Origin of the sequence: Paenibacillus sp. cl123, assembly GCF_900101595.1 — a bacterium.
In the GTDB taxonomy this organism is placed as follows: Bacteria; Bacillota; Bacilli; order Paenibacillales; family NBRC-103111; genus Paenibacillus_G.
This window is the reverse complement of the sequence record NZ_FMYY01000001.1, coordinates 635,240-654,428: the sequence shown is the minus strand read 5'-3', so window position 1 is coordinate 654,428 and position 19,189 is coordinate 635,240. Positions and strand designations below refer to the sequence as shown.

The 19,189-nt window shown below is 50.7% G+C and carries 24 protein-coding genes; 14 read left to right on the top strand and 10 right to left on the bottom strand.

What is annotated here, in order from left to right:
* The first annotated feature begins 19 nt into the window (after nucleotides 1-19).
* The 7 genes from BLR08_RS02850 (at nucleotide 20) to BLR08_RS02820 (ending at nucleotide 7,207) form a co-directional block, all read left to right on the top strand.
* Complete coding sequence (locus tag BLR08_RS02850; RefSeq protein ID WP_072328127.1) at nucleotides 20-667, top strand: hypothetical protein; 648 nt, start codon at nucleotides 20-22, stop codon at nucleotides 665-667.
* Between the two features lie 1,334 nt (nucleotides 668-2,001).
* Complete coding sequence (locus BLR08_RS02845) at nucleotides 2,002-2,598, top strand: CPBP family intramembrane glutamic endopeptidase (protein WP_072328126.1); 597 nt, start codon at nucleotides 2,002-2,004, stop codon at nucleotides 2,596-2,598.
* A gap of 125 nt (nucleotides 2,599-2,723) precedes the next feature.
* On the top strand, nucleotides 2,724-3,386 hold the full coding sequence (locus tag BLR08_RS02840) for a hypothetical protein (protein WP_072328125.1): 663 nt from the start codon (nucleotides 2,724-2,726) through the stop codon (nucleotides 3,384-3,386).
* A complete protein-coding gene (locus BLR08_RS02835; RefSeq protein ID WP_072328124.1) occupies nucleotides 3,383-3,952 on the top strand; it encodes an accessory gene regulator B family protein in 570 nt (189 codons plus the stop codon). The genes BLR08_RS02840 and BLR08_RS02835 overlap by 4 nt, the downstream gene beginning before the upstream one ends.
* The gene (locus BLR08_RS02830) at nucleotides 3,949-4,071 is read left to right on the top strand and encodes a cyclic lactone autoinducer peptide (protein WP_090585837.1); all 123 of its coding nucleotides are present in this window, start codon (nucleotides 3,949-3,951) and stop codon (nucleotides 4,069-4,071) included. The genes BLR08_RS02835 and BLR08_RS02830 overlap by 4 nt, the downstream gene beginning before the upstream one ends.
* A gap of 71 nt (nucleotides 4,072-4,142) precedes the next feature.
* Nucleotides 4,143-5,951 (top strand): putative bifunctional diguanylate cyclase/phosphodiesterase, encoded by a 1,809-nt coding sequence (locus BLR08_RS02825; protein ID WP_072328123.1) that lies wholly within the window; start codon nucleotides 4,143-4,145, stop codon nucleotides 5,949-5,951.
* Between the two features lie 113 nt (nucleotides 5,952-6,064).
* A complete protein-coding gene (locus BLR08_RS02820) occupies nucleotides 6,065-7,207 on the top strand; it encodes a phosphodiester glycosidase family protein (RefSeq protein ID WP_072328122.1) in 1,143 nt (380 codons plus the stop codon).
* Between the two features lie 64 nt (nucleotides 7,208-7,271).
* Here BLR08_RS02820 and BLR08_RS02815 read toward each other — a convergent pair whose 3' ends face one another.
* On the bottom strand, nucleotides 7,272-7,730 hold the full coding sequence (locus BLR08_RS02815) for a YtxH domain-containing protein (protein ID WP_072328121.1): 459 nt from the start codon (nucleotides 7,728-7,730) through the stop codon (nucleotides 7,272-7,274).
* 6 nt (nucleotides 7,731-7,736) lie between these two features.
* Nucleotides 7,737-8,150 (bottom strand): DUF948 domain-containing protein, encoded by a 414-nt coding sequence (locus BLR08_RS02810; protein ID WP_083536694.1) that lies wholly within the window; start codon nucleotides 8,148-8,150, stop codon nucleotides 7,737-7,739.
* Between the two features lie 253 nt (nucleotides 8,151-8,403).
* Here BLR08_RS02810 and BLR08_RS02805 point away from each other — a divergent pair, with 253 nt between their 5' ends.
* Nucleotides 8,404-9,039, top strand: a complete 636-nt coding sequence (locus tag BLR08_RS02805) for a bifunctional 4-hydroxy-2-oxoglutarate aldolase/2-dehydro-3-deoxy-phosphogluconate aldolase (protein WP_072328120.1) — start codon at nucleotides 8,404-8,406, stop codon at nucleotides 9,037-9,039.
* Between the two features lie 122 nt (nucleotides 9,040-9,161).
* Here BLR08_RS02805 and BLR08_RS02800 read toward each other — a convergent pair whose 3' ends face one another.
* Nucleotides 9,162-9,728, bottom strand: a complete 567-nt coding sequence (locus BLR08_RS02800; RefSeq protein WP_072328119.1) for an FAD-dependent oxidoreductase — start codon at nucleotides 9,726-9,728, stop codon at nucleotides 9,162-9,164.
* A 203-nt stretch (nucleotides 9,729-9,931) separates the two neighbouring features.
* Between BLR08_RS02800 and BLR08_RS02795 the strand changes: the two genes are divergently transcribed.
* The 3 genes from BLR08_RS02795 (at nucleotide 9,932) to BLR08_RS02785 (ending at nucleotide 12,874) form a co-directional block, all read left to right on the top strand.
* Nucleotides 9,932-11,197: an LCP family protein gene (locus BLR08_RS02795; RefSeq protein WP_072328118.1), complete on the top strand. Its 1,266-nt coding sequence runs from the start codon at nucleotides 9,932-9,934 to the stop codon at nucleotides 11,195-11,197.
* Between the two features lie 90 nt (nucleotides 11,198-11,287).
* Nucleotides 11,288-11,803 carry a peptide deformylase gene (gene def / locus BLR08_RS02790; protein WP_072328117.1) on the top strand — a complete coding sequence of 172 codons (516 nt, stop codon included), beginning with the start codon at nucleotides 11,288-11,290 and terminating at the stop codon, nucleotides 11,801-11,803.
* A 3-nt stretch (nucleotides 11,804-11,806) separates the two neighbouring features.
* The gene (locus tag BLR08_RS02785) at nucleotides 11,807-12,874 is read left to right on the top strand and encodes a BtaManbiosPhlase (protein ID WP_072328116.1); all 1,068 of its coding nucleotides are present in this window, start codon (nucleotides 11,807-11,809) and stop codon (nucleotides 12,872-12,874) included.
* Nucleotides 12,875-12,958: 84 nt separating this feature from the next.
* Here BLR08_RS02785 and BLR08_RS02780 read toward each other — a convergent pair whose 3' ends face one another.
* From BLR08_RS02780 to thiD, 6 genes are all read right to left on the bottom strand, one after another.
* Complete coding sequence (locus BLR08_RS02780; protein ID WP_072328115.1) at nucleotides 12,959-13,159, bottom strand: hypothetical protein; 201 nt, start codon at nucleotides 13,157-13,159, stop codon at nucleotides 12,959-12,961.
* A complete protein-coding gene (locus BLR08_RS30970; protein WP_176835398.1) occupies nucleotides 13,156-13,320 on the bottom strand; it encodes a hypothetical protein in 165 nt (54 codons plus the stop codon). Before BLR08_RS30970 ends, BLR08_RS02780 begins: the two co-directional genes overlap by 4 nt.
* A 143-nt stretch (nucleotides 13,321-13,463) precedes the next feature.
* Nucleotides 13,464-14,111 carry a helix-turn-helix transcriptional regulator gene (locus BLR08_RS02775; RefSeq protein ID WP_072328114.1) on the bottom strand — a complete coding sequence of 216 codons (648 nt, stop codon included), beginning with the start codon at nucleotides 14,109-14,111 and terminating at the stop codon, nucleotides 13,464-13,466.
* 216 nt (nucleotides 14,112-14,327) lie between these two features.
* The gene (locus tag BLR08_RS02770; protein ID WP_072328113.1) at nucleotides 14,328-14,768 is read right to left on the bottom strand and encodes a DUF86 domain-containing protein; all 441 of its coding nucleotides are present in this window, start codon (nucleotides 14,766-14,768) and stop codon (nucleotides 14,328-14,330) included.
* Nucleotides 14,769-14,772: 4 nt separating this feature from the next.
* Nucleotides 14,773-14,880 carry a FeoB-associated Cys-rich membrane protein gene (locus tag BLR08_RS30965; protein ID WP_176835397.1) on the bottom strand — a complete coding sequence of 36 codons (108 nt, stop codon included), beginning with the start codon at nucleotides 14,878-14,880 and terminating at the stop codon, nucleotides 14,773-14,775.
* Nucleotides 14,881-14,890: 10 nt separating this feature from the next.
* The gene (thiD, locus tag BLR08_RS02765; RefSeq protein WP_072328112.1) at nucleotides 14,891-15,718 is read right to left on the bottom strand and encodes a bifunctional hydroxymethylpyrimidine kinase/phosphomethylpyrimidine kinase; all 828 of its coding nucleotides are present in this window, start codon (nucleotides 15,716-15,718) and stop codon (nucleotides 14,891-14,893) included.
* 156 nt (nucleotides 15,719-15,874) lie between these two features.
* Here thiD and BLR08_RS02760 point away from each other — a divergent pair, with 156 nt between their 5' ends.
* Together BLR08_RS02760 and thiO are read left to right on the top strand one after the other, a co-directional pair.
* Entirely contained in the window at nucleotides 15,875-16,540 is a 666-nt protein-coding gene (locus BLR08_RS02760; RefSeq protein ID WP_256328277.1) for a thiamine phosphate synthase, read from the top strand.
* 26 nt (nucleotides 16,541-16,566) lie between these two features.
* Entirely contained in the window at nucleotides 16,567-17,739 is a 1,173-nt protein-coding gene (gene thiO, locus BLR08_RS02755; RefSeq protein WP_072328111.1) for a glycine oxidase ThiO, read from the top strand.
* Between the two features lie 4 nt (nucleotides 17,740-17,743).
* Here the strand turns inward: thiO and BLR08_RS02750 are convergent, their stop codons facing one another.
* Complete coding sequence (locus BLR08_RS02750) at nucleotides 17,744-18,409, bottom strand: tetratricopeptide repeat protein (RefSeq protein ID WP_072328110.1); 666 nt, start codon at nucleotides 18,407-18,409, stop codon at nucleotides 17,744-17,746.
* Nucleotides 18,410-18,598: 189 nt separating this feature from the next.
* Between BLR08_RS02750 and BLR08_RS02745 the strand changes: the two genes are divergently transcribed.
* Nucleotides 18,599-18,907, top strand: a complete 309-nt coding sequence (locus BLR08_RS02745) for a hypothetical protein (RefSeq protein ID WP_072328109.1) — start codon at nucleotides 18,599-18,601, stop codon at nucleotides 18,905-18,907.
* Nucleotides 18,908-19,189: the final 282 nt, after the last annotated feature.

Genomic DNA, 19,189 nt, shown 5'->3' with positions numbered 1-19,189 from the left:
GGGCAAGGGAGAATTCTTCATGACCACTACCTTATACATCATGACCTATCCTTTTTTATGGTTTGGCTTACTTTCATTTGGACTGGCTTTTTGCAGAATGCGCATATCCAAGCATAAGTCCAAGCTTGTGCTTGCTATCATATTACTAAGTATTATGTGTGTAACTGCTCAACATTATGAACTAGCCTACTTATTTGGCATTCTTCAGCCAGTTGGTGTAACTCTTTGTTTTTGGTGCTTTTATAAGCTGCGACTTTTTCATGCGTTTTTAATAGCTTTAACCATTTTTGTTAGTGGGGTCCTGTCTGAAATCCTATACAACAGCATAATCACAGGCTTTCACTTTGAACAAACGCTGTTTTATCAACAACACGACACGGCCATCACATCTACTTTGATGACACTTCATCATCTTGGCCTTTATGTTTTACTACATCGACTGCGAATCGGCTTTTCTTTTATTACTCCGATTGTCCGACAAGAAGCAAAACTGGAGGCAATTTCTAGAACGTGGGTGATAATAGCCTCAGGACTTCTTTTCTTTTTGATCATGTTCAACATTTCTGTTTATTTTAACAATCATCTACTAGTTCCTATTACAATTTCATTTATTGTATGCTGGTCTATAGTACTTATACTTTCTTATCGAAAAGAGCTTGAGCATTAGCTCGCAAAAAGGAAGAAAAATTTGTATTTCTTCATGCTTTATCTGATTTCTATTCCACTTTGGTACTCGATTTTTACTGATAATAAAACAAATTGACATAACTTTATCGAATGTTTAAATGAAAGGGAGGATTCGAGAAGCATTATCCTGCGTGGTATCGACTATCTCGAAGAATGTATGACAATTTGGATTTACATACTTACAATTGCGTGGGGATGGCCTTCTCAATTCGTTTTCTGTTTAGTTCTTTCAAGATATAAAATCAAACCGTATCTTGTATCACTCTTAATTAGTTCCATAATAATGGGTACGGCGACATATTATATTCAATTAAGCAAACAACTATTTTTAATTACCACGTTGCAACCCATTTTATTTTTTATTTGTTTACTTTTTATTTTTAGGTTTAAAGCATTTCACTCCCTGTCGGTTACTTTAATATCCTACGCTTATTACGTGATTCTTGAGCATATTTTGTTTATCGTGATGAGTTACTCCCAAAAAATAGAACTTATAACAATAATTAAAGAGTCACTTCTATCGCCATTGATTATTATTGGAGGAATTGGGTGGATATCATGTTATGTTTTGAGCCGGACCCGATTCGGTTTTTCCCTCTTTCATCCACTGATTGTAACTAGTATTTCTACAAACAAAAGAGAAAGATTGCTATTTATTACTTCTATAATTACTACTTCTTCAATAAGTGTGTTGCTTTTTTTTGATTTATCGATAATCACCTTAGTTACGTGTGTACTTTTATTTTGTTTAGTAGGTATTATTAGTTTTTTCCTAAAAAAAGAGAATTATTAGGCTAAATATGAGACCCCTTAGTTAGGGAGGTGTTTTCAACTCTCAAAAAGGTTAATAAAGTGACATAAACTTTAGAACATTTATATGGATTGTCAACATCAAATCAGACAACTTTTTTGTAGCAATATATTTATTCTAAGTAAGAAGGGAGCTAAGTTAATGATCATCATATTTAGAAAAAAAAAACAAAAAAATTGTAATGTATATACAACAAAATGTCAATGATTAGTAGTAATTATAAAAAAATTTTTAGAAAAACCTATTTCTTTTCTTTTACCACTCTTATAGAATAGCTGTATGAGGATATGATAATTGGGTAATCTATGAAGATATAATTTAAGATGGTAAGGAGGATTCTCGAACCTAATACAATGCCCTTATTTAAGTGGTAAATGATCCATCATTAACATCCTTTTTAAACTAACTTCATTTTCTGTACAAGTTGTTTATCTCCTTTACTAAAATTAACCTTCAAGCAAGATAGTACACTTAAACTTGGCTCTTTAACTCAGAGGTTACGAATGACAGAAAAAAATTCACGCTCGTTTCATAAAAACCACTTATTGATCTTGTTTATTTTTTTTGTTGGAGCATTTCCTAATGCTTCCTTTGGAAATAAATATTTAGCTACTCTTATTCCCATGCTAGTGACGGTTAGTATCATCCTCCTTTCAATTAAAGATTTAAAAGCCTATGATCTAAATCTTTTAAAATCCAGCACTTTGTATGGCTGGGTAGGAAGAGGAATAACTTATTGTGTTGTCACACAAGCTTTGTTTACATTACTTTTCGGCTTTGAAATGACTTCAGCAGAACTGGCAAGCGTACAATATGTTATTATGCCTGTATATATTGTTACCGGAGCCCTTATAGAAGAAGTAGTTTTCAGAAAAATCCTTTTAAGTATGATGAGCAAGCTCCCCTTTTGGACCAGCTCACTAATCTCCTCATCTATTTATGCTGCATATCATTTTAATCTAACTCGCTTTATTTCCTTTCTTGTTGTCGGAATGATATTTTGCTTTTTATATAAAAAATCAAATACCCTAGCCGTTCCAATTATCACTCACATTTTTATAAATATAATCGGTCTAGTGTCCTTAACTATTAGAAGTTAAAAGAAGAGAAAAGTTAATTCGACAACTTTCTGCTTGTGTCCCTAAACTTTGTGTATTAAACTTAAATTAAAGTTTTTGTCGAAGCATTCTTTATGGTATTTCCTCAAGGAGGAGAACAAACAGCGATGAGTTCCTGGAATGAGTTTCCGTTTTTTCTTATCGAATACATAGCGATTTTATTACTAACACTCTCTGCTTTTAGGTTGCCCATCAGGTATTCACTGCATAAAATTTTATTTATTGCAACCGCTATGTCTGTAGTTTATATCTATATTCGTCATATTCAGAGTGATTTTGCATTATTACCTACTTTTACTGTCGAAATGATTTTACTCATGTTGTTTTTCAGACTCCCCTTAATATTTTCTTTTTTAGTAGTTATCATAGGCGTCTTAACATCAGGCGCTATCGAGGCTCTAATTCTTTATATCGAAACTTCTTTGAAAATCGCTTCGCTTAATTATATTATGGACCATTATTACTATGTTCAGCTACCAACTACCGTCGTACTGTTGTTGCTTACTGCTTTTTTACAACGGAGAAAAATTGGATTTCACTTTACCATGCAGGATTCTCTAAAAGGTTACAATTTTTATTTATCCGCCATTTTAGTTATTTCAGTAATGTTAATACAATTTGCTACTTACTCTGTGAATAATAATTCCAGTTACAACCTTTTAATCCCATCAATCATAAGTATAATACTGGTTCTTGCTATTTTTCTTTCATATAAACATAATAAAAAACTATGGAAAGAACGCAGAGAACGACTTGAGAAAAAAAGATGAATAATAGAAGAAATATCATTGACCGCTCCGCTCTTTATTTAGCTCAATTGATAAGATCTCATAACCCCAATGCTAGTTCTGAGCAGGTTTTATTCTATTCATTAAGCTTATCTATTAATTTACTAGCTGCAATTGTTATAGCATTATTGTTTTCTCTTATTACCGGAAACCTGGTTTCCACAATGCTATCAATTACTGGATTTTTGATCTTAAGGTATTTTAGTGGAGGACTACATTTAAGTTCATCACTTGGATGCTGTATTTTTTCTACTTTTGTTATTATTGTCTCAAGCCATGTTAATTTCGATTTTCATACCCTTGGATTAGTTCTAACACTCCTAGCATTTATAATTGTGTTAATAACTGCTCCTAACGGTATTGAAGGTATCAGTAGGATTCCAAAGTCTTACTATCCTCTGCTTAAAGTAATTTCTGGACTGGTAGTTTTATCAAATCTTTACTTTGAATCTTCGGTTTTAGCCGCAATATTTTTAATTCAAGCGTTCCTAACTACAAAGGTTGCCTATTACTTCTTAGACTACTTAGAAAGGAGGGTTACTTTGTGAAGACAAAGCTCGCTATTGTTGCTAACACTATCCTTGTTGCTGTGGCAGCATTATTTGTAGGCACTAACTCTGTCTTAGGTCATCGCCCAGAAACCCCAGCAGAACTTCTCAAAAAATAATGTTCGTTATTACGTCCAAGGCTGACAGGCTCTGCTTGTCAGCCGAATCTTCATCATGGAGCTGATCTTGTATGCAGAAAATTCCCGTTACTCGCGACGGTAAGAGAGGTTCCGAGGTTCTTATTATTGATGCCAATGATGTTGTGAAGATCGATCGCATACGCGATCGGGAAATTATCATTCACACTCAAGACGAACAATATTACCTGGACTTCTCCTTTGACAACTTAGAAGAGTGGCTATTCGAGGACGGATTTCGACAATTAGACAGCGCCAATATCGTTAACATGAATCATGTTAAGGAGTACGACTCCAGGAAAGGCGTACTTTACCTCAGCAACGACCATGGCAACCGTTCCAAGACGGCATCTGCCGCTCGTATTCACAGAGAACATCTCGACAATGCTCTACAATTGATCCGTACTGCCGACAGCTCGGCTATGGGCCATAATCCCGAAATATACGAGGAACTATTTTCCCGGATTATCAGCGAAACGAATGATTACCAGCTGCTTAGGTCCTATGCCACGATCCGGGCTGTTAATGAGCGCAAACGCGCGGAAGAGAAAATCCAGCACATGGCGTACCATGACGCCTTGACAAATCTGCCTAACCGTCTGATGTTCGATGAGAAGCTGAAAGCCTGCTTCGCCGAAGCTGAACGAAGTGGCAGCAAGATGGCCGTCATCTTTTTCGACCTCGACCGCTTCAAGGTCATTAACGATACACTCGGGCATCATGTAGGCGACCAGTTGTTGAAGCGCCTGGCCCAGAAGCTGCAAGGCTATGTGGACGACAAAGATATCGTAGCTCGCTTCGGCGGGGACGAGTTCATTATATTGCTTACAAATATTGCCCATACGGAAGAAGCCGCGCGCTTTGCCGAAGGGATTCCCGAGCTATTGAAGGAACCTTTCGTGCTTGAAGAACAGGAGCTGTTCGTGACGGCAAGCATCGGCATCAGCTTATATCCCCAAGATGGACTTGAGGTAGATACTCTCCTTAAAAATGCCGATATCGCGATGTACCGCTCCAAGGAGAAGGGAGGCAACTCGTTTCATTATTACCACCCGGATATGAATAAGCGCTCCATGCATCGACTGAACCTTGAGATCCACCTCCGCAAAGCGCTCGAACGAGGTGAATTTGTCGTGTATTACCAGCCGATCGTCGATTTGAAAAACGGTTCGGTTTTTGGCATGGAAGCCTTGGTTCGCTGGCATCATCCTCAATGGGGTATGGTATCTCCGGGGGAATTCATCCCGCTGGCCGAAGAAACCGGCTTGATCGTGCCTATCGGCAATTGGGTGCTCAGGCAGGCATGCAAGCAGAACCGGGAATGGCAGCTGTTGGGACATCCGCCCCTAGTCGTGTCCGTGAATATCTCGGCCATCCAGTTCCATCAGATGAACTTCGTACAGGTCGTGATGGATGCTCTTCAGGAATCCGAATTGTCTGCCGATCAGCTGTGCCTGGAGATTACAGAAAATATCGCCATGAATAATATTCCTTATATCCTCGACACCATGCATAAGCTGAAGGAGCTTGGGGTGCGCATCTCCATCGACGATTTCGGAACCGGCTACTCCTCGCTCAGCTATCTGAAGCGATTCCGTGTTCATACCCTTAAGATCGACCAATCCTTCATTCGCGACGTTACGTCCGATGAAGACAATGCAGCAATTGTGACGGCTCTCATCGCGATGAGCCACAGGCTCAAGATCAAGTCTCTGGCGGAAGGTGTCGAAACGCAGGACCAGCTGCAATTTCTGATCTCGCAGGGCTGCGATGAGATTCAAGGTTATGTGTTCAGTAAGCCGATGCCCGCTCAGGAGTTCGAATATATGATCCAGAACAACAAGCAGCTGTATCTGAACTAGAGGACAAGGTGCGTACTGCAACCTTTCCTCTTTTTTTTCGTTGTATACGGTGTAGCTGCAAACTTGATGATTCAACCAAACAGTTTTAGTTTATAAGGGAAAGGATTGGAATCATGTCTTCAAGAGTGCCAAGCAATACCGGCGTTCAGGCCAAGCCTCTCGTGTCGCGGCCCAAGAAATCCGCCCGCAAGCGCCGCTCCTCCGCTTTGCTGACTCTATTTTACTACACGGTCTTCTTCCTCCTGTTATTCGGTACAGCGTTCAGCTGCTGGTTTTTCCTCACCAAACCCGGCTCTGATCTGCGCTTTATGATGGCTGATACTCTGATTACGACCCAGCATCGCCATTGGGCTCAATATCTGATAGGTCAAGAAGAGCTGGAGAAGCGCGTGAACCGCTATTGGGCACAGTTTGATGTGTATTCCGAGGTCAAGGACAAGGAAGAGCTCGTGAACGTGGAGGAAAAACCGGCCGCCGTCGTCCAAGCGCAGAAACCCGCGATCGAGATCGAGGATATCCAGGGTACGAACTTCAAGGGCAAGCTGCTCATCGTACATGATCCCAAAATGCTGCGCATCGCCGTTCCCGGCACTGCTGGCAAGGGCGAGAAGGTATCCAGCATGGTGAAGCGGCTGGGGGCCAAGGCCGGCGTCAATGCCGGAGGATTTGTCGATCCCGAGTGGAAGGGGAACGGCTTCCAGCCGACAGGGCTTGTCATGTCCGGCGGCAAGATCTTTTACAATGACGGCTCGATGAATACTTCTAATCATATCGTTGGCATAGATAAAGAAGGCCGGATGGTCGCGGGCAAATATACGCCTAAGCAGCTGATGGACATGGGCGTGCAGGAGGCGGTCACCTTCGCTCCGAAGTTTATCGTCAACGGAGTGGGCATGATCAAAAATCAGGCCGACGGTTGGGGCATCGCCCCGCGTACCGCAATGGCGCAGAAGGCCGACGGCACCATCATGTTCGCCATCATCGACGGCCGGCAGCCGGCGCATAGCATCGGCGCTACCTTATACGACATCCAGAACATATTCCTGGAGCACGGCGCCGTTACGGCGGCCAACCTGGACGGCGGCTCCTCCAGTGTGCTCGTTGTGGACGACAAGATCGTCAACAAGCCTTCCAGCGAATATGGCGAGCGGTATTTGCCTACCGCGTGGCTTGTGTTCGAAGAGCCGGAGAACGCTCGGATTACAAACATCTGGCAAGGACTTGACCCAGCCAAGATCGATCCGTCGAAGTGGTAATTAAAAGAAGCAAGAACATGCCGCTCTTCGCCGGCTGTCCTTGCTTCTTTCTTTTTAGGCTGGCTTATTTGATCAATACGTCCTGCTGCGTGCTTGCTTCCGCCAATTGAACGGCAGCCCCGGAATCAGTACCGATCTCCGCATCCGGCTCTGCCGTCGTAGCCGCAACCGGAGCCTCGGCCAGCTCTTCCTCTTCATGGGATTTGCGCCAAGCCTTTACCCCGTCGCGGGCTTGAATAGCGAAGTCTTTGGCCTTCTCTGCCCATTCGGATGTTTGGCGGGTTATCGTTTTGGCGGCGGTGCTCGTTCTGGCGGAGACGTCGGAGGCAAGCTGCTTCGTCTTCTCTCCTACCTCGCTGGCCACCTGCTGTGTTTTCTCGCTGGCCTGCTGATAGCCTTCCGCAATATCCGAACGAAGCTCTTTCCCCGACTTGGGGGCCAGCAGCAGCGCCGTGATAGCGCCCAACACGCTCCCGACAACCGCTCCGACCAAAAATTCCTTCCCTTTGCTTTCATTTGCCATGGCTGCTCACTCCTTGGTTTTGGGTTGTCTCGAAGCTTGGAAACGTGATGCGAGCGTAATGCCTCTCATGGTCCACTCCATCAGGTCGTTTACAGCATCCTGACGGGTATGTACCGCGCGCTTGGCTTCCTGGACCGTATCCTCAACAGTCTGGGAAATCACGCTGACAGAGCGTGTAGCCCGCCGCACGGCTTCACCGGCTTCGTTCGCGGCTTGGAACCAGGCATCCAGCGCCTCCAGCTTCTGCTGAAGATCATCAATCAGTAGAACCGAAGCTTCGATCATCTTCTCCGATTCCTTGGCTGTGCGCAGTGCCTGTCTTTGCAAGCGATCGATTGACGTTTCACCGAGCCGTAATAACGCATGGGTATAGAGCAAAAACCGGACAAAACAGACCGAAGCCGCCACAAAAGCGACCATGCAAAACGCTACTCCCCACTGCCACCACACCACGGGCTCTCACCTCCGTCATGTCCTCGCTCCTAGACGAATGCCTATGAGATAGTACAGTATAGGTAAGGAAGAGTCTTTTTGACACACTTTTCGCCAAAAAGGTCCAAGCTATTCCCGTAAATGCTTGCCGCCGCTCATTTTTTTGTCGAAGCGCGCTGTTCGTCCAACTCCTGGACAGGTATAATAGAAGCATGACAACAACTATTGCAGGAGGCGAAGTATGAATAAGGAACAGGGAGTGCAGATGCTGAAGGCCGTGAAAATTATGGCGATCGTCAGAGGCGTGGAGGAAAAGCATATTAGGCAGGTAGCGGATGCGTTGCTGAGAGGCGGCATCCCCGTGATGGAGATTACGCTGAACACCCCGGGGGCGCTCTCGATGATTGAGAGGCTGCAGGAGGAGCTCGGCGAGCAGATGTTTATCGGGGCCGGAACGGTATTGGATCTGGAGGATGCCCGTCGAGCTTTCGATGCAGGCGCTTCTTACCTCGTGACGCCCAATCTGGATGAAGCGGTCATCGACTATGCTTGCAAGCGGGGACTACCGATCTTTCCGGGGGCGATGACCCCGACTGAGATCGTTAGAGCGTACAAGGCGGGAGCGACTGCCGTCAAGGTTTTCCCCAATGCCAGCCTCGGCTACAACTATATGAAAGAATTGATGGGGCCCCTGAATCACATTCCGATGATGGCTGTGGGCGGTGTCCAGGAGGACAATATCCGCGATTATATGAAGCTCGGCTGTTATGGAGTGGGCATCGGCGGTTCGTTGATTAATCTCAAGGAAATTGCCGCAGGAAATTTCGATTGGATTCGGGATAAAGCGGCAAGGCTGGTCGAACGCTCGGTCGAATAAGAAAAGCTCCTGATCGGAGCCGATTCGAGGAAGAGCAGAAAGTTCCATCTCGCTTTATCGCTTTTTGTGAAGGTAAACTTTCTTGACTTTTAAAAAAAGAAGCGGCCTAAGGCCGCTTCCCCCTATGCTTTCAGCACATCATGGTCGACGTACCGCTCACCGTTCAGCTCGCTGATGACGTTGATGGCCACCTTGGCTCCGTCTCCTGCCGTCACGATCGTATGTACGCTCACCCCTGCCACCGTTCCTGCCGCCCAGATGCCCGGCACATTGGTTCTTCCATCATGCTGAGCGTCGACAACCGTCTTAATGCGCGGCTCCGTGCCCGGCTTGGTCCGGACCCCGGCACTCTCGGCCAGATCGACGGAAAGCCCCGTAGCGAGAATAACATGCTTAGCGTCAAAGCATCCTGCCTCCGTCTCGATCCGGAAGCCTTCTTCCGTCTTTACGATGGCTGCCGCTTTGGTCTGCACGAGCTCGGCGCCGAATTTGGCCGCCTGCTTCTTGCCGATCTCTACCAGATCGGGACCTGTGATTTCTGAGACTCCGTAATGATTTTCGATCCAGGCGCGCTTGGTGATGCTTTGATCACTGTCCAGCAGCACCGTCTTCTTCCCGGCCTTGGCCGTAAATAAAGCTGCGCTGGCGCCGGCGGGACCTGCTCCGATAATAGCGACTTCAAAGGACATGATTTCATTTCCCCTTTCGCAAGATCGTACAACCTTCATTATCTATTTAATCCCAAGTGTTGTCAATTTGGGTGAACGGATGTCTGGGTGGGTAATGGAACTTAAGGATTTTCTTCGAAACGGTATTTAAAAATTAAAACTTTTCCAGAACATCTTTCGTCTAACAGTGTGACTGAATTCGACAACTTACGGGAGGATGGCCGATGTCCATGTCGCGACTGAGTAAACCCAAGAACCGCAAGACCCTTCGCAACACCCTCATCACATTAGCTGTTATCGGGGCCGGAGCGTTAAGCTACGCAGGTTACCTTCTCCATAAAGCGGATACGGCACTCAAACAGATGTCCCAGCCGATAGAATCGGCGGTCTCGAAGCCTTCGGATTCCGCTTCGAACTCCGCTTCAGACAGCAAGCTGCTGAAGCCGATGAGCTTCCTGCTAGCCGGAGTCGACAGCCGGGACGGCAGCGGAGGCTCCATGAATACGGATGTGCTGATGATGGTCAGTCTGAATCCGGAGCGGCGTTCAGCTACGATCGTCTCGATCCCGCGGGATTTCGAGCTGAAGCCCAAGGCCTTCGGCATTTCCAATCAGAAAGCCAACTATTATTATGCCTATTACAACAATCAGGACAAAATCACCTCTCTGACGAAAACCCGCGAGTTTTTCGGCAGCATGTTCGACGTGCCCCTGGACTATATGGCGGTAATCGATTTCGACGGATTCCGGGAGGTCGTTGATGAGCTCGGCGGCTTGGACATCAATGTCGATATGGATATGCGATATGTGGATAACTGGGACGGAACGAATATTAACCTGAAGAAAGGCCTTCAAAGACTCGACGGGAAAAACACGCTTGATTTCCTGCGCTATCGCAAATCCAACCGCGGGACGGAGGAATCCTCCGATATCGCGCGTAATGAGCGGCAGCAGCTTGTACTCGACAAGCTGCTTAACAAGATGACCTCCCTCGGCGGCATCACCCAATGGGGCGGCATACTTGACATCGCGGGCCGCAATGTCAAGACGGACATACCGGCCGAGACGCTGCGCAAGTTCATCCTGTCCTTCCAGAAGCTGAAGCCCGATCATATCGAATTTATTCATATCGATGGCCGCTGGGATAGCCCTTATATCGTTCCGAAGGAAGAGGATCTGACGGCCGCCATCGCGGCGCTGCGGACTCAGCTGGGACTTCCGGCCGAATCGTCAGCCTCCGGCTCAACGGTTACCGGCTCGACGTACAGCGTGCTGAGAACCAAGTTCGGCATCGACCCTGCGCCAAAAAAACCTCCTGTAAAATCGAGTTCCGAGAGCAATACGGGCGGCTCAGGCACCTCGGGCACAAACGGCAGTGTGGGCAAAACTGGCGGCTCGAGCGGCAGCGGCGCGACCGGCGGCACCAACCGTTTGAACACGACATCCGGCTCCGGCAGCGCGGGCGAAGATTCTTTCACCCGGAGCCGTTAAACACCGGCTGCGCTCCCTGCTCCTGCTTCCCTACTGCCAGTCCCATCGTGTATACTAAGGGATACCAAAGCAAGGGAAAAGGTGAGAATAATGGCTGAAAAGTTCATACGAAACATCGGAGATCCTGTACTACGTGAGAAATGCCGCCCGATCGGCGCGATCAACCCCACGGTCATCAAGCTGCTGGACGATCTGCAAGAGACGCTGTATGCTTCGCCCGGGCGCGCAGGTCTGGCCGCTCCCCAGGTGGGCATCGCCAAGCGAGTGGCGGTGCTCGATTGCGGCTCCGGTCTTATCGAGCTGATCAATCCCGAGATTGTGGAGCGCAGCGGAAGTCAGGAAGGGGCGGAGGGCTGCTTGTCCATTCCGAATGTATACGGCTTCGTGAAGCGCGCCCAGTCTGTCAAGGTCAAGACGCTGACCCGTACCGGCGAAGAAACGGTGCTGGAGGCCGAAGGCCATGTTGCCGTATGCATGCAGCATGAGATTGATCATCTCGATGGCATTTTGTATATCGACCATGTGAAGCAAGGAGATCTGTACGACGAATCGACGGATAAACCGATCAACGTGTTCGATCTGATCCGGTTATCCAAGCAGGGGTGATGCCTGGTGGCTCATGTATACAGGTATGAGGAGAATCCGCTCGTAACCCCGGCCGACATTACGCCTCTCTGGGAAGGCTTCGAGGTCATCGGAGCTTTCAATGTGGGGATCGCCCGGCTGGGCGATGAAGTGCTGATGCTGCTCCGGGTGGCGGAGCGACCGGTGCAAGAAGACAGTCCTTTCGTCTCTACCGCTTATTTCGACCTGGCGGCCGGAAAGGCCGTTTCCGTCCGGCTGGATCGCGCGGATGCCAGATACGATTTCTCCGATGCCCGGGTAGTGAAAGACGCTCATACGGGCAGTACCGTGTACTTGACCTCCATCTCCTATCTCCGCTTGGCCCGAAGCCTGGACGGCAGGCATTTTTCCATAGCGGATCACGCCTTCCTCCTCCCTGCCACAGAGCTGGAAACTTTCGGGATCGAAGACCCGCGGATCACGCAGATCGGAGAAACCTACTACATAACCTATAGCGCCGTCTCTCCCAAGGGCGTTGGAGTCGGGCTGGCTTCTACAAGCGATTTTACGCAGGCTTCCCGGCACGGTCTGATCTTTGCGCCGGAGAATAAGGATGTCATCCTGTTTCCCGAACGCATCGGGGGACTCTATTACGCCTTGACCCGCCCTGTTCCCAAAGCGATCGGGCTGCCGGAGATATGGATAGCCGAGTCTCCCGATCTGCTGCATTGGGGCAACCACCGCTTCCTGATGGGACTTCGGGAAGGAAGCTGGGATAACGGGCGAATCGGCGGAGGAGCCGTCCCCCTGCGCACGCCGGCCGGCTGGCTGGAGCTGTATCATGCTGCAGACCGCCAGGACCGGTATTGCATGGGAGCCGTACTGCTCGATGCCGACGATCCTTCCCAAGTGCTCGCACGGACACCGGGGCCGATCCTGGAGCCGGAAACCGAGTACGAGCTGAACGGATTTTTCGGCGGGGTCGTTTTTTCCTGCGGCGTATTGCTTGATGGAGATACGATTCGGATGTACTACGGCGTAGCGGATACGTCTGTGGCCTGTGCTGAGCTTAAGCTGTCCGATGTGCTTCAGCAGCTTGTTTATGAGGTGTGATGCGGTAATTTCCAACAACCCCCTGAGTGAAAATACCTGTTAAACAGGCTTCGCTCAGGGGGTTCTCTTCACAGATCGCCGGACTTAATAGGTAGCGACCAATTGCTTCAAGTCCGTGATCAAATCCTGATTGGGCTCCGGCTGCTCTTCATTCTCCTTCTCTTGCTCGAATGCCTGAAGAAGCGACGCGGCTACAAATGCAGCGTTGACGCCATAATGGGTCAGAACGGCGTTCAGCTGGCCCAACTGCTCGTGATTTTCAACAATATCATGCAGCCGACTCATAGTCTTCCCCTCCGTTCCGCTTCCGCTTGCTGCTCCAGTTCCGACTGTTCCTCCATGGCAAACCACCCGTCCTCGGCATCCGGTATGGCGTCAAACCAGTAATCCGGCGCTTCATGCTCCGATCCCGGCTGTCCGAATGCTGCGTTTCTGTCGTTATACATGGCATCAAGACCTCCCATCTCCCCATGGATAAGCATAAGCTTTCAAGCATCAGTATGCCCGGGACGGCGGCGCGGCTATGCGCGAGAAAATGACAAAAAACCGCTCTGCCCTTTAAGGACCGAACGGTTTATTATGCAAGAGACTATCGCTCTTCCAGCTGCTGAATGACATATGTGCATTTATTGCCGCCCTTGGCCAGACACTCGGTGCGTTCAACCGCCGCCCCGGAGCCCAGCAGGTCTTGAAACATCGCCAGCTCGCAGCTGCACGCATAGGTATATTGATTCGCCACCTGCGAGATCGGGCAGTTATGCTCTTGAAGCAAAAAGACGCCGTTCTCTGTCGTCTCAAGATTGACCATATAGCCATTGGCATGCTGGATATCTGCCAGCTCCCTGACCTTATCGGCCAGTGGCTTGCCCTTCATCCTGTCCTCATACCGTCCGATCAGCCGTTCCTTGCGCCGCTCGAACAGTAAATCCACCTGCTGCTGTCCCGCGATCGCTTCCAATTCCTCCAGCAGATCCAGCGTCAGATGCTGATATTTCTTAGGAAATAAATCATCGGCCGCCGGGGCCAATGAATATAGATGAGTGGGTCTGCCCATCGCCTGACGCACCAGCTTCGATTCGATCAGGCTGTCGCGCTCCAATGTATTCAAGTGACGGCGCACGGCCATCTCGGTAATGCCGAGCTGCCTGGATAACTCGCCGACGCTTTGTGGTCCTTTGGTCTTAAGCAGCGTCACGATAACTTTGCGCGTAGGCACGTCTGGTTCTTGGTGATTCATCCGGTCTCACCGTCCTTTCAGCACAGATCGCCATAGTTCGACAAGCCAAGTAAAATCCCGTCTGAATATATTCATTGTAAACGAAAAACAGGTATAAGTAAATTAGTATACTAAAATGTATGTAAAATACTATTGCAGGGAACCGCTGCCTCGGATAAAAAAATAGCTGCCTCCTAAAACGCCTGAGCGTTCGGAAGACAGCTATCCGCTGCTAGCTTATATCCTTTCCTTGCTGATGAAGACGGGCACGTCGGCGGCAAAGCGCCCCAGCGCCTCCGGAAGACTGCGGATCAGCGGATGGAGTCCCGTACGAGAGATCTCGGTATAATCCTGCGTCAGGAAACGTCTCATCTGCACCAGCTCGGTCAGAACCCGGGCAACCTCTTCCCCGATTACATTCTCACCGATCAAAATATCCACAATATCCTCATAGCTGCTGGCGTCCCTCATCATAAATGCGTCAATCAGCAGACTGCCAACATCCGTCACCGTCTCAATGGCCAAAACGAGCGTTCGCTCCTGGGCCAGATGGAAGAGCAGCGATCCGTCGCCGAACTCCAAGGTTTCGCTTTCCTCCTGCAGCTCCCGGCAAGCCTGGAGCAGCGTCGGAATGAATGAAAGCCGAAGGTCGATCTGTTCTTGATCTACATAGTACATTCGTTTATCCCCGCTTCTTCTTTTTCCATTTGGACCATAGAATTATAGCCGGAAACACGGCGATCAGCAATACGATCAGCAGAACCGCCTGCATTAAATATTCATAACTCATGAAGCTATCGTCACTCCTTCTTGTCGTGCACCCGGCTCGCGGCTAGCTCGCGGGCATATGCCCAATGATTCGTCGGTCCGTGGCCTCCGCCGATGCCCAGTTCGTTGCGAATCGCCGAAGTAATAAAACGCTTGGCCGTATGCGCCGCCTCCAGCAGAGGACGGCCCTTCGCCAGCTCCGCGCAGATGGCCGCCGAGAAGGTGCAGCCCGTCCCATGCGTATGACGGGTCTCGTAGCGCTCGCCATGCAGCAGATGATGCGACTCGCCGTCAAATACGACATCGATCGGCTCTCCGCTGCGGTGACCGCCCTTAACGATGGCCGCTCCCGCCCCATACTCCCGGACGAGCTTGACCGCCGCTTGCTTCATATCGTCCAGCGAATCGATGGTTAGCCCGGTCAGCACCTCGGCCTCCGGGATATTCGGCGTCACGACCGCCGCCACAGGAAACAGCAGCTCTCTCAACGCCTGCTGCGCGGAAGCGGCCAGCAGACTGGCTCCTCCCTTGGCGACCATCACTGGGTCCACCACAAGCTTCGTCAAGCCCGCCTTGCGCATACAGCGGGCTACCAGCTCGATTACCTCAGGCTGCGACAGCATGCCGGTTTTGGCGGCATCCGCGCCAAGATCGGACAGCACAGACTCGATCTGCAGCTCGATGCCTTCGAGCGGAATATCGTAGATGCCATGAACCCCAAGCGTGTTCTGCGCCGTAATGGCTGTGATCGCAGACATCCCGTATACATCCAGCATCTGGAATGTCTTCAGATCGGCCTGGATGCCTGCTCCGCCTCCGCTGTCCGATCCCGCAATGGTCAACGCCTTATATACTTTCATCCATTTCTCAATCCTCTCCGCATGCCAAGCCTTCCCTCTAGTGTAGTCCTCTACCGCTTCTCCAGTCAAGGCGGTTGACGCCTTTGAAGGGGCTGCTTTCGTGAGCATTTTTTGACAACTTGCGCAAACGCTTTGACGGGTGAAGGACACGGGGGTATGATGAGACTTATATATTACTTATTAGCGGAAAGGGTCGGTTCAGCGCTGATGATAAATAGAAGCAAGCAGCTTCATATCGTGACGACCGGCCGCCAGGAGCTGGAAGAAGTGACCGCCATCCTGCGCCGTCTCCCCGTCGGGATGATCGATGCTCTGCATATTCGCGAGAAGCACCGCTCCGCCCGCGAGCTGATCCGCTGGGTGGAAACATTGAAGCCGCTGCTCCCGGACTCGGCTGTTCTGCTGAACGACCGGGTGGACGCTGCTCTCGCCGCCGGAGCCGATGGCGTGCAGCTCGGAGGAGGCAGCCTGACTCCAGCCGAAGCCCGTCCCCTGCTCCCGCGCGGCATGCGGATCGGCAGGTCCGTTCATGCGCCGGAAGAGGCTGCGGAAGCGGCACTGCAGGGGGCTGATTTTGTCGTATACGGCCATATCTACGAATCCGGATCCAAGGCCGGATTGGCTGCGCGGGGACTCGAAGCGCTCGCCCATACGGTTCAAGCTTCCCCGGTGCCGGTGATCGCGATCGGAGGGATCAGTCCCGAGCGGGCCGGGGAAGTGCTCGCGGCAGGCGCGGCGGGCATCGCGGTGTTGTCCGGTATTCTGCTGCATGACGACCCCGCCCTACAGACAGAGCGATTTCGCAGGGCGATGGACAACTAAGTACCTCACTCAAGGAGAGATTGCCAATGATTACTAACTTAAGCGCCAGCCTGTATCGGGAATCCGGCCCCTCCGCGCTCATCATCGGCGGAGGCGTGATCGGAGCTGCGTCCGCCTATGAGCTGGGCAAAGCCGGTTATGCCTGCACCGTGCTCGACAAGGGCGGCTGGAGCCGGGAGGCTTCCACCGCCGCTGCCGGCATGCTGGGCGCGCAGGTGGAGATCCATCAAGCCGGTCCTTTCTATGAGCTATGCCGCGCAAGTCTCGGTATGTACCGGAATTGGACAAGCGAGCTGGAGGCATCGGGCGGCATCTCTGCACAATACATAGCCGAAGGTATCGTCCGGGCTGCGATGACGGACGAGGATGAGGCCGAGCTCCTCAGCCGTCTGCCCTGGATGCAGGATGCGGAATGGATGACTGCCGAGGAGCTGCTCCGCATCGAATCCGAGCTCAGCCCGGCTATTCGGGGCGGCCTGTATTTGCCTGCGGATCATCAAGTCCATCCCCACTGGCTGGCCAAGTCACTGAAGGCCGCCATCCTGCGCCAAGGCTGCGTCATCCGGGAGTGGACCCCGGCAACCCGATTGCTGACCGACTGCGCCGGACGCGTAATCGGAGCCGCGACGCCGGAGCATGAGCTGCATGCGGACGTTGTCATATTGGCCGCGGGGGCCTGGAGCTCCCCGCTCACAGAACCTCTCGGGCTGAAGCTGCCGATGTTCCCGGTTAAGGGCCAATGCATCTCCGTACGCACAGACATGCCGTTGATCAGTTCCACTGTGTTCACAAAAGGCTGCTATATCGTGCCGAAGAGCGACGGCACTTCCATCATAGGAGCCTCCCAGCAGCAGGTCGGCTTCGACAAGCGGGCCACCGCGGCCGTAATCGCCGAGCTGCATGAAAAAGCGGCAGCGCTGCTGCCGCGGATAGCCGATGCCGAATTCGTCGACACCTGGACGGGTCTGCGTCCCGGCACGGAGGACGGGTTGCCGTTCATCGGGAAATGGGAGCAAGCCCCCGGCCTCATCGTGGCGACCGGTCATTACCGCAACGGCATCCTGCTCGCTCCTGTGACCGGGCGGCTGGTGGCCCAGCTTGCGCAGGGCCTCGCTACCGAGCTTGATCTGGCTCCCTTTGCCCCAAGCCGGACGCTGACAGCTCCTCATCAGGATCAGGAGCATCCGCTCCCGTTGTGAAAGCTCAGCCCTTGAAGCGGGCCATAAGCGCCCAGCGGCGCTCATGACGCCGCTTGTACTTCGGAAGCCCCCGATACAGTTCCACCGTCTCACGGAACGAACGGCGGGCTTCTTCTGCACGTCCGAGCTGCTGATACAGCTGGCCGAGACGGTAATAAGCTTCGCAGGACGAGGAGTTGACCTCCCTGAATCTCTCCAGATACCCGATCGCGCGCTCCGGATCGGTCCCGGCGTAAGCCTCTCCCAGCTTCAAGAAGGGATCGCCGTATTTCACACGCGGATTGATCGCAACCGCCTGCAGGATGAGCGTCTCTCCTTCGTCCCTGTGCCCTCGCATCAGTTGGCAAATCCCCAACTCGCTGAGCACATCCGCAGAATCGTCCATCACCCGGTGGACCTCGGTCAGCAGCTCATAGGCCGCGTCGTACTTCTTCTGCTCCATCAGGATACGGGCGATCTCATGCTTGGTGGACGTATGATGCGGGCTGAGCCTCAGCTCGTCGCGCAGCTTTCTCAGCCTGCTCCCCCGCTTCAGCGGCTTCAGGAAGCTGGGCGTAAGCCCGATGAAGCGGCGGTCCAGCATGTACACGATAAGCAGCAGGACGATCAAGGCAATAAACGGATTGCCCAATAACCAGGTTAACAAGATAAAAATAAAAACTTTACTCAAACCGGCACGCCTTCCTTTCCCCTCTAGCAGATCTCTAGCCGATTGTATCATAAGCTCCCAGTATTTGGACACACCCGGTTAATGAGCGAGAAAGAAAAGCGCGAGTTGGAGCGCGAAGGCAGGAATTGACGGGCTGCAGCACGAATGAATAGTTTAGTTTAGCCAACAAACAGGGGGAACGATTACGAAATGAATGAAGCCAAAGCAGCCGCATGGAGCCGCACAAGACAAATGGGAAAAGCCAAATTCGTCATGATCCGGGGCGTGCTTTTGTATAGCTTATCCTTGACAGCCGTCTTCACAGCTATCGAATGGTTCTCGCAGCAGACGCTGCTATCCTCATGGCTGACGGTCCGACTGCTGGTGTTCGGAATCGTCGGCTTCTTCGCAGCCAATTTCCAATGGGATGGCAACGAACGCGGTTATGCGGCGTATGAGCAGGGGAAGCAGTCGGGACGCGGCGGGAAGAAGCCTGCAGGCAAAGACGGCCGGAAATAAGCCGGCAGCTCTGTGGCGGAGACACTGCGGGAAAGGATCATAGCGGTGCGTGCTTCACAAACCAGTAATAGAGTCATTCTAAACCCGCGACGCCTGCTGCGGCAACGGGGAACCGGAAATTGTCCGCGTAAGGTGGGCAGTATCGGCGGCCACCGGGGCTTATACTTGCTCAAAGTTACAAAAACCTGCGATCGTAACGAACGATCGCAGGCATCAAGGGAATATATAATCAAAAAGGGGGTCACTGCTTATTATAGGCGCCCAGCATTAAAGAATGATGAA

What these genes read in the sequence shown, in the direction of transcription:
- BLR08_RS02745 (WP_072328109.1), top strand. Translation starts at nt 18,599, where the DNA reads ATGAATGAAGCCAAAGCAGCCGCATGGAGCCGCACAAGACAAATGGGA.
- BLR08_RS30970 (WP_176835398.1), bottom strand. Translation starts at nt 13,320, where the DNA reads ATGTATAACGACAGAAACGCAGCATTCGGACAGCCGGGATCGGAGCAT.
- BLR08_RS02810 (WP_083536694.1), bottom strand. Translation starts at nt 8,150, where the DNA reads ATGGTCGCTTTTGTGGCGGCTTCGGTCTGTTTTGTCCGGTTTTTGCTC.
- BLR08_RS02770 (WP_072328113.1), bottom strand. Translation starts at nt 14,768, where the DNA reads ATGTACTATGTAGATCAAGAACAGATCGACCTTCGGCTTTCATTCATT.
- BLR08_RS02800 (WP_072328119.1), bottom strand. Translation starts at nt 9,728, where the DNA reads ATGTCCTTTGAAGTCGCTATTATCGGAGCAGGTCCCGCCGGCGCCAGC.
- BLR08_RS02850 (WP_072328127.1), top strand. Translation starts at nt 20, where the DNA reads ATGACCACTACCTTATACATCATGACCTATCCTTTTTTATGGTTTGGC.
- BLR08_RS02795 (WP_072328118.1), top strand. Translation starts at nt 9,932, where the DNA reads ATGTCCATGTCGCGACTGAGTAAACCCAAGAACCGCAAGACCCTTCGC.
- BLR08_RS02825 (WP_072328123.1), top strand. Translation starts at nt 4,143, where the DNA reads ATGCAGAAAATTCCCGTTACTCGCGACGGTAAGAGAGGTTCCGAGGTT.
- BLR08_RS02775 (WP_072328114.1), bottom strand. Translation starts at nt 14,111, where the DNA reads ATGAATCACCAAGAACCAGACGTGCCTACGCGCAAAGTTATCGTGACG.
- BLR08_RS02845 (WP_072328126.1), top strand. Translation starts at nt 2,002, where the DNA reads ATGACAGAAAAAAATTCACGCTCGTTTCATAAAAACCACTTATTGATC.
- BLR08_RS02820 (WP_072328122.1), top strand. Translation starts at nt 6,065, where the DNA reads ATGTCTTCAAGAGTGCCAAGCAATACCGGCGTTCAGGCCAAGCCTCTC.
- BLR08_RS02835 (WP_072328124.1), top strand. Translation starts at nt 3,383, where the DNA reads ATGAATAATAGAAGAAATATCATTGACCGCTCCGCTCTTTATTTAGCT.
- BLR08_RS02840 (WP_072328125.1), top strand. Translation starts at nt 2,724, where the DNA reads ATGAGTTCCTGGAATGAGTTTCCGTTTTTTCTTATCGAATACATAGCG.
- BLR08_RS02760 (WP_256328277.1), top strand. Translation starts at nt 15,875, where the DNA reads ATGATGAGACTTATATATTACTTATTAGCGGAAAGGGTCGGTTCAGCG.
- BLR08_RS02805 (WP_072328120.1), top strand. Translation starts at nt 8,404, where the DNA reads ATGAATAAGGAACAGGGAGTGCAGATGCTGAAGGCCGTGAAAATTATG.
- BLR08_RS02815 (WP_072328121.1), bottom strand. Translation starts at nt 7,730, where the DNA reads ATGGCAAATGAAAGCAAAGGGAAGGAATTTTTGGTCGGAGCGGTTGTC.
- thiD (WP_072328112.1), bottom strand. Translation starts at nt 15,718, where the DNA reads ATGAAAGTATATAAGGCGTTGACCATTGCGGGATCGGACAGCGGAGGC.
- thiO (WP_072328111.1), top strand. Translation starts at nt 16,567, where the DNA reads ATGATTACTAACTTAAGCGCCAGCCTGTATCGGGAATCCGGCCCCTCC.
- BLR08_RS02780 (WP_072328115.1), bottom strand. Translation starts at nt 13,159, where the DNA reads ATGAGTCGGCTGCATGATATTGTTGAAAATCACGAGCAGTTGGGCCAG.
- BLR08_RS30965 (WP_176835397.1), bottom strand. Translation starts at nt 14,880, where the DNA reads ATGAGTTATGAATATTTAATGCAGGCGGTTCTGCTGATCGTATTGCTG.
- def (WP_072328117.1), top strand. Translation starts at nt 11,288, where the DNA reads ATGGCTGAAAAGTTCATACGAAACATCGGAGATCCTGTACTACGTGAG.